The following is a 12,333-nucleotide window of genomic DNA, read 5'->3' as shown; positions in this document are numbered from 1 at the left end:
TCAGCCGCGGCGGGCATCCTCGAGCGCCTGCGGCGTGTCGATGTCGAGAAATGCCGCGTGGCCGTCGACCGGCACTTCAGTCACCGCCTCGCCATGCTTCGCGATCAGGTGCCGCGCACCGATGTCGCCGTCGAGCGTCATCAACTCGGCGAAGAAGCGCCGCGACCACAGCACCGGATTGCCGCGGCGGCCATCCGCAACCGGCACCACGATCAGCCCGCCGCGATCCGGATCGAAGGCGTCGATCAGCCGGTCGATCAATTGCGAGTCGATCAGCGGCATGTCGCCGAGACAGACCACCGCGCCGTCGGCATCGTCGGGCACCGCCGCGATGCCGGCTTTCACCGACGATGCGAGGCCTTCGGCGAAGGCGAGATTGTGTACGAAGGCAACGTCGAGACCGGCCAGTGCCGCCTCGACCCTGTCGGCCTGATGCCCGGTGACCACGATCGCGCGCGAAGCCTTCGACGCCAGCACCTGCTCGGTGACGATCCGCACCAGCGGCGCGCCGTTCAACTCGGCGAGCAGCTTGTTCGGCCCGCCCATCCGCGTCGAGCGGCCGGCGGCGAGCACGATCGCCGCGACATTGCGGCCGCCTTCGGCGACCGGCACGCGCGGCTGCGGCCGGGTCACAATCTCCATCAGCAGTCCCCCGACGCCCATACCGGTTATATCGGCGCGCGTGACTTTGAGCCCTGCGAGCAGCCGCATCAGCACCCAGTCGAAGCCGTTCTCGACCGGTGAGCGCGCACAGCCCGGCGCGCCGAGCACCGGCACGCCGGCCGCGCTGCCGATCAGCAGCAGATTGCCGGGATCGACCGGCATGCCGAAATGCTCGACCTGCCCTCCAATGGCGCCGATCGCCGCCGGGATGACGTCGCGCCGGTCCGCAATCGCCGAGGCCCCGAACACGATCACCAGTTCGGCGCCGAGACCGAGCAATTCCTGCAGCGCCGTTGCGAGCGCAGATTCGTCATGGGCGACGCGGCGCTCGGCAATGATCTCGGCCCCTGCAGGCGCCAGCCGCTCGGCGGTGACGCGCAGGGTCTTGTCGATCACCTTGGACGCCAGGCCCGGCAGTTGCGTCGAGACGACGCCGACGCGCTTGACCACGTAGGGCGCGACCTGCAGCGCGGAGCCTCGTGCAGCCGCCACCGCGGCATCGCGAAGTTTGCCTTCGACGCCGAACGGGATCAGCTTGACGGTCGCGATCATCTCGCCTTCGACCACCGGCTTGAACGCCGGCAGCGTCGCGAAGGTGATCGCCTCGTCGACGGCGTTGACGCGATCGACCACGGCGCGATCGACCACCAGCACGCCGGGGCGCTGGGCGAACAGATTGGCGCGGCCGGTGAAGGCGCGCTCGACACTGACGCCGTCGCCGGCAACGGCTTTCGCGACGTCGGCGGCGGCGACGTCCTCGGAGACGTCGCCCGGTTCGAGCTGAACGACGACGATCTCGGCGACACCCGCGCGCTCCAGCGCCTCGACTTCGGCCGGGCCGATCGCGGTGCCCTTCTTCAGCAGCAAGCCATTCCGGCGCAGCGCATGCACGGTAACGCCGCCGATCGCATCGGCCGGACGGCGCGGCCCGAACTTCATGCCGCGGCCGCCTTTGGTTGACGCAGCGTCGCGGTGATCTCGGCCATGATCGACACCGCGATCTCCGCCGGCGACACCGCGCCGATCGCGAGCCCGATCGGCGCGTGGATCCGCCCGACGTCGGCATCGCTGGCGCGCTGCTCCTTCAGGCGGTCGACCCGCCGCGCATGGGTCTTCTTCGAGCCGAGCGCGCCGATGTAGAAGCAGTCGCGCGCAAACGCGTGCAGCAGCGCCGGATCGTCGATCTTGGGATCGTGCGTCAGCGCGACAAACGCCGTGTAGTGATCGATATTCAGCGGCGGCAGCGCCACGTCGGGCCATTCCGCGATCAGCGGGACGTCCGGAAAACGCTCAGGGCTCGCGAACGCGGTGCGCGGATCGACCACGGTGACGTCGTAGCCGAGCGACCGCGCCATCGGCGCCAGCGCCTGACTGATATGCACCGCGCCGACGATCACGAGCTTGGCGGTCGGCGCGTAGACGTTGAGAAACAGCTTTTTCCCATCGGCCTCGATCGTCGCGCTCTTGCCCATCCGCAATTGCTTGCCGAGTTCGGACGCGAGCGGGTCGGCGGCGATCTCGGCGGCCTTGACGAGGCGCTGCTCTCCGGTCGCGGTGTCGGTGACGACGATCGCCGGCCGCCGCGCAGCGCGCTCGGCGTTGAGTTGCTGCAATGTTTCGAGCTTCACGGAAACCGTCCCACTTCTTGCGCCGGCCGAACTAACCGACCTTCTCGACGAACACCCGGATGGTGCCGCCGCAGGACAGCCCGACCTTCCAGGCGGTCTCGTCGGCGACGCCGAATTCCAGCAGCTTCGGCGCGCCGCTCTCGATCACGTCGAGCGCTTCCGTCACTACCGCGCCTTCGACGCAGCCGCCGGAGACGGAGCCCAGGAAGGTGCCGTCATTGTTGATGACGAGGCTGGAGCCGGCGGGGCGCGGGGCGGAGCCCCAGGTCTCGACCACGGTGGCGAGCGCCACGCCGTGGCCGGCCTTCTTCCAGTCTTCCGCTGCTTTGAGAATGTCTTCGTCGCGGTCGAGCATCGGAGGTCTCCTTGGCGCGGGCCGCGTCAGGCGGCCGAGCGGATCGCGCTGAAATGATGCGGCGGCGGCGCCGACGACAGCGCCTCGATCAGCCCCTGCATCGAGGTCAAGTTATGCACCGGGCGGAATTCGTCAACGTGCGGCAGCATCATTTTGATGCCCTGTGCGCGCGGCTCGAAGCCGCCGAAGCGCAGCAGCGGATTGAGCCAGATCAGCCGCCGGCAGGAGCGATGCAGCCGGTCCATCTCGAATGCCAGTTTGCTGTCCGCCTCGCGCTCCAGCCCGTCCGAGATCAGCAGCACGATCGCCCCCTGCCCCAGCACGCGGCGCGCCCACAGCTTGTTGAAAGCGTGCAGCGAGGTCGCGATCCGCGTTCCGCCGGCCCAGTCCTCCACAGAGGACGTGCAACTCGCCAACGCCTCGTCGGGATCGCGCGCCCGCAGCGCCCGGGTGACATTGGTCAGCCGCGTGCCGAACAGGAAGGTCGAGACGCGCTTGCGGTCGTCGGTGATAGCGTGGAGAAAATGCAGAAACAGCCGCGTGTATTCGCTCATCGAGCCGGAAATATCGAGCAGCGCCACGATCGGCGCGGGCTTGTCGATCAGCCCGAGCCGGCGAATGTCAACGATGTCGCCGCCGGTGCGCAGCGACGCGCGTAGCGTGCGGCGCAGATCGAGCTTGAGGCCGCGCTTGTCCGGACGGACGCGGCGGGTGCGCAGTTCCGCCTGCGGCAGCCGCATCCGCGCGATCGACCGCGTCACTTCGGCGATCTCCGCGGCGCTCATCTGCGCGAAATCCTTCTTCTGCAGGATCTCCTTGTCGGAGACGGCGAGCCGCACCTCCTGCTCCTCGGCGGCGGGGAAGTCGCGCGTGGTGGACGGTGCCATCGCTTCCTGCACGCGGCGCGACGCCGGCGGCGGTTTCTTCTTGGCGTGATCGGGCAGCGGGATCGAATCCAGCATGTGCTGCCATTCTTCGGCGGCGCGGAAGAACAGCGCGAACGCCTGCGCGAAGATCAGCGCGTGCTCGCGGCGCTTGACGAAGATCGCCTCCAGCGTGGCGTAGAGATCGTCGCGGTGGCCGATGTCGATCAGTTGCAGCGCGTCCAGCGCATCGATTACCGCGCCCGGCCCGACCGGAAGGCCGGCCGCGCGCAACGCACGGGCGAAGCCGACGATGTTGTCGGCCATCATCCCGGTGGGAGGGTTGAGATGATCCATCGCGGTCATCGGGTTACGCTGCATTCAGGCACACCCCATCATTTGGTCATTCCGGGGCGCGCCGACAGGCGCGAACCCGGAATCCATAACCACCGCCGGGAGTATGGATTCCGGGCCCGCGCCAAGAGGCGCGCCCCGGAATGACGAACTCACGTTCAGTGCGCAATGCCCGACCTAAGCTTTCGCCCGACCTACGTCTCGTCGGTCGCGTCCTTCACCAGCTTCTGCAACGCGTCGCCCTGCATTCTTGTGATGTCGTCCTGATACTTCAGCAGCGCGCCGAGCGTGTCGCCGACCACTTCGGCGGTGAGCGCGCGGGCGTCGAGTTCGGTCAGCGCGGTGGCCCAGTCCAACGTTTCGGCGACGCCGGGCGATTTGTAGAAGTCCTGCGCGCGCAGCGCCTGCACGAAATTCACCACCTGCTGCGACAGCTTGGCCGAAATCCCCGGCACCCGCGACTTGACGATCGCCAATTCGCGGCTCGCGGAGGGATAATCGACCCAGTGATACAGGCAGCGCCGCTTCAGCGCGTCGTGGATTTCGCGGGTGCGGTTCGAGGTGACGATCACGATCGGCGGCTGCGGCGCCTTGATGGTGCCGAATTCCGGGATCGTCACCTGGTAGTCGCTCAGCACCTCGAGCAGATACGCCTCGAACGCCTCGTCGGCGCGGTCGAGCTCGTCGATCAGCAGCACCGGGGCGCCCGTGATGTCCGGCTCCAGCGCCTGCAGCAGCGGCCGTTTGATGAGATACTGCTCGGAGAAGATGTCGCTGGAAAGCTGCGCCCTGTCGGTGTCGCCGGCCGCTTCCGCGAGCCGGATCGCGATCATCTGCGCCGACGAGTTCCACTCGTAGACCGCGGACGCGACGTCGAGCCCTTCGTAGCATTGCAGCCGAATCAATCGGCGGCCGAGCGCGGCCGACAGCACCTTGGCGATCTCGGTCTTGCCGACGCCGGCCTCGCCTTCGAGAAACAGCGGCCGGTTCATCCGCAGCGCGAGAAACACCACGGTCGCCAGCGCCCGCTCGGCGAGATAGCCGCGGCGCGTCAGCATGTCGAGCGTCGCGTCGACCGACGCGGGAGGCGGCGTGATGCTCATGGAGCGACGCTCATGGGCGGGCCGATCGCAAGGTCACGCCTTGCCGTTGGCGGCGTCGACCGCGCGCTTGGCCAGCACCCCGATCAGATGCGCGCGATATTCGGCGCTGCCGTGCAGATCGCTGTTGAGGCCGTCATGCGGGACGTGGATGCCGTCGAGCGACTTCGAATTGAACCGCGCCTTCAGCGCCTCCTCGAAAGCGGTGACGCGGAATACGCCGTCCGCGCCCGCGCCGGTGACCGCGACGCCGACATCCGACGGACGCCGCGCGACGAACACGCCGACCAGGGCGTAGCGCGAGGCCTGGTTGCGGAATTTGATGTAGGCCGCCTTCTTCGGCAGCGGAAACTGCACCTTGGTGATGATCTCGTCCGGCTCCAGCGCGGTGGTGAACATGCCCTGGAAGAATTCCTCGGGCTTCAGCTTGCGCTTGTTGGTGACGATGGTGGCGCCGAGCGCCATCACCGCCGCCGGATAGTCCGCGGTCGGATCGTTGTTGGCGAGCGAGCCGCCGATCGTGCCCTTGTGGCGCACCGCGGGATCGCCGATCAGCGACGCCAGCTCCGCCAGCGCCGGGATCGCCTCGCCGACGATCGGCGAGGCCGCCACTTCGGCGTGTTTGGCGGTGGCGCCGATCACCAGCGAGCGGCCTTTCATCTCGATGCCGCTCAGCCCTTCGATGTGGGACAGATCGACCAGATGCGGCGGCGCGGCGAGCCGCTGCTTCATCACCGGCAGCAGCGTATGGCCGCCGGCGATCAGCTTGGCGTCCTCGTTCTTGATCAGCAGATTCGCAGCCTGCCGGACGGTCGCGGGGCGGTGGTATTTGAATTCGTACATTGAGCTTCCCTGGGCCGCTCGGCCTGCGCTTTGATCGTTGTCCGAATCGAATTACGCGAGATCGGAATTCGCCATCGCCTTGGCGCCGGCGGCGATCGACAGCACGATGTTCTGATAGCCGGTGCAGCGGCACAGATTGCCTTCGAGCTCCTCGCGAATCGTGGCGTCCGACAGCTCGTGACCCTTGCGATGCACCAGATCGACCGCGGTCATGATCATGCCGGGGGTGCAGAAGCCGCATTGCAGGCCGTGATGTTCGCGAAATGCCTCCTGCATCGGATGCAGCGGTGCGCCATCGGCGGCCAGCCCCTCGATCGTCTTGACGTCATGACCGTCCGCCATCACCGCGAGCGTGGTGCAGGACTTCACCGCCTTGCCGTCGAGGTGCACGACGCAGGCGCCGCACTGCGACGTGTCGCAACCGACATGGGTGCCGGTGAGCCGCAGATGTTCGCGCAGAAACTGCACCAGCAGCGTGCGCGGATCGACATTCGCGGTCACGGGATTGCCATTCACGATCAGGGAAATCTTGGCCATCGGCCCTCTCATTCTTTTCACACCACCGCGTTGCACGGCAGTCAGCTCGCGTCTTAGTTGTGTTTCTTGAAGATATCTTAAGGGGCATCCCCCGGATCGGCAACCTCGATCCGGTTATCGAAAGCGCGCGAGACGCCACGACCGAGCGTGATAACGGGAGCGTGATCGATATCTGCTGCGGCGCAATCAGGCGCCGCCATTGCCTTCGACGGCCTTGGAGAAATTGGCGAAGAACTCGTCGGCGAGCTTCTTGGCCGAGCCGTTGATCAGCCGCTGCCCGAGTTGCGCCAGCTTGCCGCCGATATGCGCCTCGACGTCGTAGGAAAGAAGCGTGCCGCCGTCCTTGTCGGACAGGCCGACGACTGCGCCGCCCTTGGCGAAGCCGGCGACCCCGCCTTCGCCCTCGCCGGTGATCTTGTAGCCGTTCGGCGGATCGAGATCGCTGAGCGTGACGCGCCCCTTGAAGCGCGCCGACACCGGGCCGACCTTCAATTTGGCGACAGCACGGAAACCGCTGTCGTCCTCGGTCTTTTCCAGCTCTTCACAGCCGGGGATGCACTGCTTCAGCACTTCTGGATCGTTCAGTTTGCTCCACACCAGATCTTTCGGCGCGCCCAGCTGGACTTCGCCGTTCATCGTCATGGCCATGGATTCTCCTCCCGCAATCGTCAGCCGCCTTGATCGGCGGCATTGCCGGACAACTTAAGCACGCCATTTGCAAAAGCAAAAGTAGCACGGCACCGCAACTCGTTACGGGCCACGCATAGGCGCTTTGCGCAATGCGATATGGTGGGTTCGGGAGACCGTCGTCAGATAATGATCACGAATTCTGCGGCGCGTGCGGATAGTTCGGCATCATCGCAGGCCGTTCCGCAACCGTGGTGAGGGCTTCCGCCGGTCGCTCAACCAGCATCACGATCGCCGTGCCGAGCAAGAGCAGCAGTTCGGTCGCGTGCAGCCGCATCGCTTCCAGTTCACCGACCTGAGACGCCATGATCATGCTGGCGAAGCTGATCACGCTGCCGATGGTCAGCGCGATCGCCAGCGCCTCGTCGCAGCCGCCGGCCTTTCGGATCGACGGTCGCGTCAGCAGTGCGATGAACACCACGAAGAACGCCGCCACCGTCAGCTTGGCGAGCGCGAGCATCCAGGCGGTCCGCACCGTGGCGGTCGCAGCGAGATGGAAGTGATCGCTCAGGAAAATCGCGACCGAGATGTTCGGCCGGTCGTACAGCGCGTGGATCGGCGATACCATGATCTTGAACGCGACCATCAGCCAGGTCGGGACGAAATAGGCCGCGAGCAGCACGCCGTTCACAGAGCTGATCCGCCAGTTGGTCTTCATCGTGGGCTTCCCGCTGCCGGCCCTTCCCGATCCTGGAAGGCGAGTCGGACGAGCTAAACCCGGTTAATGACGACGGACAACGGAAAGGCTTTGTTAACCTTAACGCCCGTTAACCCTGTGGATGACGGGGAACTGATGCCGAATGAAGGCCCCGTGGGCACGAATCTTGCGTCTCGTTTCACCGTCGCAGCGAGACCTTTGGTGCGATCGGAGGCGGCCGATCCGCTATTCGGGAACCGGCGTCATCCACAGGGAAGAAGGTCGTATCGGCACGGCTGTTGCCGTAACCAGTTCCAACTGTTACAAAATCCTTAAAGCGAAGCGACGTTCCGGCTGCCGGGGCCCTCGCCGCATCGTGTCTCCAGCGCGAGCGGGTGCCAGACGGGCACGCTGGCGCGCAGAATCTCAGTTGCGTTCGGACCTCAGACCACGGCAGCGCATGGACTATTTCGCCCAGCAGCTCATCAACGGCCTCGTCCTCGGCTCGATCTACGGCCTGATCGCGATCGGCTACACGATGGTTTACGGCATCGTCGGCATGATCAATTTCGCCCATGGCGACATTTTCATGATCGGCGGCTTCATCGCCCTGATCAGCTTCCTGATCCTGGTGTCGTTCGGCCTCACCTTCGTGCCGCTGATCCTGCTGGTGGTGCTGCTGGTGTCGATGGCGATCACCGCGCTTTACGGCTGGACGGTCGAGCGCATCGCCTACCGGCCGCTGCGGCATTCGTTCCGCCTCGCCCCGATGCTGTCGGCGATCGGCATGTCGTTCGTGCTGATGAACTACGCACAGGTGGCGCAGGGCGCGCGGGTGAAGCCGGTGCCGCCGATCATCACCGGCGGCTACACGCTGCACGAGAGCGCCGACGGCTTCAACGTACAGCTCTCCAACGTCCAGATCGTGGTGGTGATCACCACCATCGTGCTGCTCGCGATCTTCACCTGGCTGGTGGCGAAGACCAGGCTCGGCCGCGACATGCGCGCCTGCGAGCAGGACCAGACCATGGCGTCGCTGCTCGGCGTCGACGTCGACCGCACCATTTCGATGACCTTCGTCATCGGCGCCGCGCTGGCCTCGGTCGCGGGCATGATGTACCTGCTGTATTACGGCCTGGTGGACTTCTTCATGGGCTTCGTCGCCGGCATCAAGGCGTTCACCGCGGCCGTGCTCGGCGGCATCGGCTCGCTGCCCGGCGCGATGCTCGGCGGGCTGCTGATCGGCCTGATCGAGACCTTCTGGTCGGCCTATTTCTCGGTCGAGTACAAGGACGTCGCGGCGTTCTCGATCCTGATCGTCGTCCTGATCTTCATGCCGACCGGCCTGCTGGGCCGGCCGGAAGTCGAAAAAGTCTGAGCGGCGCGCGTGGCCGATCATGCCCCCGCCGCCGCTGCGACCGCCGCCGCCAAAACCGGCGTAGGCGCCGCCTTCATCCTCAAAAAGGCCCTGATCAGCGCCCTCGTGGCGCTGGTTCTGTTTTCGCTGATGATCGGCGTGCGGACCGAAGCCGGGCCTGAAGGGCAGCTGATCTACTGGACCCGCTTCCCGGAACTCGCCGGCATGGTCGCCGCGGTGTTCGTCGGCTCGATCGTGGTCGAATTGTTGCGGCAGTGGTGGGGTCCGGTCGACACGCCGAGGCTGATGCCCGAAGGCGCGCGCAAGACACTCGCTGTCGCCGGCCGCGCCGTCGCGCCGGTGCTGCTGATCTTCACGATTCTGGTGCCGGTGATCTTCTACGACCAGCGCTACATCCTCGACCTCGGCATTTTGGTGCTGACCTATGTGATGCTGGGCTGGGGGCTGAACATCGTGGTCGGCCTCGCCGGCCTGCTCGACCTCGGCTACGTCGCATTCTACGCCGTCGGCGCCTATTCCTACGCGCTGCTCGCGACCAATTTTGGGCTGTCGTTCTGGATCTGCCTGCCGCTCGCCGGCATCCTCGCCGGGTTCTGGGGCGTGCTGCTCGGCTTTCCGGTGCTGCGGCTGCGCGGCGACTATCTCGCCATCGTCACGCTGGCGTTCGGCGAAATCATCCGCCTCGTGATCATCAACTGGCAGAGCCTCACCGGCGGCCCGAACGGCGTCAGCGGCATTCCGCGGCCGACGTTTTTCGGCATCCCTCTGGTACCCGGCGAAAACGGCCTCGCAGCATTTCTCGGGATTCCGTTCTCGCCGTCGCATCGGCTCGTCTTCCTGTTCTACATCATCCTGGCGCTGGCGCTGTTGACCAACTGGGCCACGATCAGGCTGCGGCGGCTGCCGATCGGCCGCGCCTGGGAAGCGCTGCGCGAGGACGAAGTCGCCTGCCGCGCGCTCGGCATCAACACCACCACGACCAAGCTGACGGCGTTCGCCACCGGCGCGATGTTCGGCGGCTTCGCCGGCGCGTTCTTCGCCACCCGGCAGGGCTTCATCTCGCCGGAATCCTTCACCTTCCAGGAATCCGCGCTGGTGCTGGCGATCGTCGTGCTCGGCGGCATGGGCTCGCAGCTCGGCGTCGCGCTGGCGGCGCTGGCGCTGATCGGCGGATTCGAGCTGTTCCGCGGGCTCGATCAGTTCCGGATGCTGGTGTTCGGCCTGTCGATGGTGCTGTTGATGGTGTGGCGGCCGCGCGGCCTGATCGGCCATCGCGCGCCGACCGTGTATCTGCAGCACAATCAGGCGATCTCGTCCGACCTCGTCAAGGAGGGCCACGGATGAGCGGCGACAGCCCGATTCTGCGCGTCGATGGCCTGACCATGCGGTTCGGCGGCATCGTCGCCGTCAATGATCTGTCGTTCGCGGCACAACGCGGCAAGATCACCGCGCTGATCGGCCCGAACGGCGCCGGCAAGACCACGGTGTTCAACTGCATCACCGGGTTCTACAAGCCGAGCGCCGGCGCGATCGGCCTGCAGCATCCCGGCGGCGACAGCTACCGGCTCGACAAGCTCAACGACTTCCGCATCACCAAGCTCGCCAAGGTCGCCCGCACCTTCCAGAACATCCGGCTGTTCGCCGGCATGACCGCGCTGGAAAACCTGATGGTGGCGCAACACAACAAGCTGATGCTCGCATCCGGCCTGACCTTTCTCGGCCTGTTCGGCGCGCCGTCCTGGCGCGCGGCGGAAAAGCAGGCGATCGAGCGCGCCACCTTCTGGCTGAAACAGATCGGCCTCCTGGACCGCGCCGACGAGGCCGCCGGCAATCTGCCCTACGGCGACCAGCGACGGCTGGAGATCGCGCGCGCGATGTGCACTGAACCCGTGCTGCTGTGCCTCGACGAACCGGCCGCCGGCCTCAACGCGCGCGAGAGCGCGGCGCTCGGCGAACTGCTGCTCTCGATCCGCGACGACCACGGCACCTCGATCCTGCTGATCGAGCACGACATGAGCGTGGTGATGGAGATCTCCGACGAGGTCGTCGTGCTCGACTACGGCGTCAAGATCGCCGAGGGCACGCCGCAGCAGATCCGCGACGACCAGCGCGTCATCGCCGCCTATCTCGGCGTCGAGGACGAAGAGGTCGAAGCCGTCGAGCAGGAGCTCGGGCTGTGACCTGGCTCTCCCCATCTGCGGCGTCATGGCCGGGCAAGAGCGCGAAGCGCGTCTTGGAGCAAGTGAGCCGACCATCGCCCTCGTCATTGCGAGGAGCGCAGCGACGAAGCAATCCAGGGCATCGCATGCGGCCCCTGGATTGCTTCGCTTCGCTCGCAATGACGGCTGTGAATGCCCGGGTCGAGCCCGGGCATGACGAAAGTAAGCGTGGCGAGGTCGCGGCATGACCGACTCCCCGCCCCTCCTCAGTATCGAAAACCTCCGCGCCGCCTACGGCAAGATCGAGGCGCTGAAGGGCGTCGACCTCGATATCAGGCCCGGCGAGATCGTCGCGCTGATCGGCGCCAACGGCGCCGGCAAATCGACGCTGATGATGACGATCTTCGGCAAGCCGCGCGCGAAGACCGGCCGCATCGTGTTCGACGGCGTCGACATCACGCAGATGCCGACGCATCAGATCGCGCGGATGAGCATCGCGCAATCGCCGGAGGGCCGGCGGATCTTTCCACGGATGAGCGTCGCCGAGAATCTGCAGATGGGCGCCGATGCCGGCGACAGCACCGAGGCCGAGCGCGCCGAGGTACGGGAACGCGTCCTGACGCTGTTCCCGCGGCTGCGCGAACGCACCAGCCAGCGCGGCGGCACGCTGAGCGGCGGCGAACAGCAGATGCTGGCGATCGGCCGCGCGCTGATGAGCCGGCCGCGGCTGCTGCTGCTCGACGAGCCCTCGCTCGGCCTCGCGCCGCTGATCACCCGCCAGATCTTCGACGCGATCCGCACCCTCAACAAGCAGGACGGCCTGACCGTGCTGATCGTCGAGCAGAACGCCAACCACGCGCTGCGGCTGGCGCATCGCGGCTACGTGCTGGTCAACGGCCTGATCACCATGAGCGGCAGCGGCGCCGAATTGCTGGCGCGCCCGGAAGTCCGCGCCGCGTATCTCGAAGGCGGCCGCAAGGTGTGACGCCGGCGCCCGCAGGCTGCGGCAGAATGTGCCAGAGCGCTGCGGAAAACCGCGCATTTTGTCGATGACTTGGCCGGAAAATCAGCCAACAATGCCGCCAAGCTTCGCGCGTCGGCCGGCTCGGGCGCGCTGTTCGTTCGCACT

General features: G+C 66.4%; 13 protein-coding genes. 4 read left to right on the top strand and 9 right to left on the bottom strand.

Annotated features, from left to right (window positions below; all coding sequences use genetic code 11):
• From ACTZWT_RS09250 to ACTZWT_RS09210, 9 genes are all read right to left on the bottom strand, one after another.
• Positions 1-1,602 carry an NTP transferase domain-containing protein gene (locus tag ACTZWT_RS09250; protein WP_444769382.1) on the bottom strand — a complete coding sequence of 534 codons (1,602 nt, stop codon included), beginning with the start codon at positions 1,600-1,602 and terminating at the stop codon, positions 1-3.
• A complete protein-coding gene (locus ACTZWT_RS09245; protein WP_444769381.1) occupies positions 1,599-2,291 on the bottom strand; it encodes an XdhC family protein in 693 nt (230 codons plus the stop codon). The genes ACTZWT_RS09250 and ACTZWT_RS09245 overlap by 4 nt, the downstream gene beginning before the upstream one ends.
• 31 nt (positions 2,292-2,322) lie before the next feature.
• A complete protein-coding gene (locus tag ACTZWT_RS09240; protein WP_322517968.1) occupies positions 2,323-2,646 on the bottom strand; it encodes an XdhC family protein in 324 nt (107 codons plus the stop codon).
• Positions 2,647-2,672: 26 nt separating this feature from the next.
• Entirely contained in the window at positions 2,673-3,890 is a 1,218-nt protein-coding gene (locus ACTZWT_RS09235; protein WP_444769380.1) for a vWA domain-containing protein, read from the bottom strand.
• A gap of 167 nt (positions 3,891-4,057) precedes the next feature.
• Positions 4,058-4,966 (bottom strand): AAA family ATPase, encoded by a 909-nt coding sequence (locus ACTZWT_RS09230; RefSeq protein ID WP_444769379.1) that lies wholly within the window; start codon positions 4,964-4,966, stop codon positions 4,058-4,060.
• Positions 4,967-4,999: 33 nt separating this feature from the next.
• The gene (locus ACTZWT_RS09225; protein WP_444769378.1) at positions 5,000-5,806 is read right to left on the bottom strand and encodes an FAD binding domain-containing protein; all 807 of its coding nucleotides are present in this window, start codon (positions 5,804-5,806) and stop codon (positions 5,000-5,002) included.
• Positions 5,807-5,857: 51 nt separating this feature from the next.
• Positions 5,858-6,343: a (2Fe-2S)-binding protein gene (locus tag ACTZWT_RS09220; RefSeq protein ID WP_444769377.1), complete on the bottom strand. Its 486-nt coding sequence runs from the start codon at positions 6,341-6,343 to the stop codon at positions 5,858-5,860.
• A gap of 186 nt (positions 6,344-6,529) precedes the next feature.
• Positions 6,530-6,991 (bottom strand): CoxG family protein, encoded by a 462-nt coding sequence (locus tag ACTZWT_RS09215; protein WP_322517973.1) that lies wholly within the window; start codon positions 6,989-6,991, stop codon positions 6,530-6,532.
• A gap of 172 nt (positions 6,992-7,163) precedes the next feature.
• The gene (locus ACTZWT_RS09210) at positions 7,164-7,688 is read right to left on the bottom strand and encodes a hypothetical protein (protein ID WP_444769376.1); all 525 of its coding nucleotides are present in this window, start codon (positions 7,686-7,688) and stop codon (positions 7,164-7,166) included.
• A 439-nt stretch (positions 7,689-8,127) separates the two neighbouring features.
• On the opposite strand from ACTZWT_RS09210, the gene ACTZWT_RS09205 reads away from it, so the two are divergent.
• From ACTZWT_RS09205 to ACTZWT_RS09190, 4 genes are all read left to right on the top strand, one after another.
• On the top strand, positions 8,128-9,045 hold the full coding sequence (locus ACTZWT_RS09205) for an ABC transporter permease subunit (protein WP_444769375.1): 918 nt from the start codon (positions 8,128-8,130) through the stop codon (positions 9,043-9,045).
• Between the two features lie 9 nt (positions 9,046-9,054).
• On the top strand, positions 9,055-10,389 hold the full coding sequence (gene livM / locus ACTZWT_RS09200; RefSeq protein ID WP_444769374.1) for a high-affinity branched-chain amino acid ABC transporter permease LivM: 1,335 nt from the start codon (positions 9,055-9,057) through the stop codon (positions 10,387-10,389).
• The gene (locus ACTZWT_RS09195; protein ID WP_444769373.1) at positions 10,386-11,225 is read left to right on the top strand and encodes an ABC transporter ATP-binding protein; all 840 of its coding nucleotides are present in this window, start codon (positions 10,386-10,388) and stop codon (positions 11,223-11,225) included. The genes livM and ACTZWT_RS09195 overlap by 4 nt, the downstream gene beginning before the upstream one ends.
• A gap of 223 nt (positions 11,226-11,448) precedes the next feature.
• Positions 11,449-12,189: an ABC transporter ATP-binding protein gene (locus ACTZWT_RS09190; RefSeq protein ID WP_444769372.1), complete on the top strand. Its 741-nt coding sequence runs from the start codon at positions 11,449-11,451 to the stop codon at positions 12,187-12,189.
• Positions 12,190-12,333: the final 144 nt, after the last annotated feature.

The sequence above is a fragment of the Rhodopseudomonas sp. NSM genome, assembly GCF_052445935.1.
Classification (GTDB): domain Bacteria; phylum Pseudomonadota; class Alphaproteobacteria; order Rhizobiales; family Xanthobacteraceae; genus Rhodopseudomonas.
This window is presented reverse-complemented; position numbering and strand designations above follow the sequence as displayed.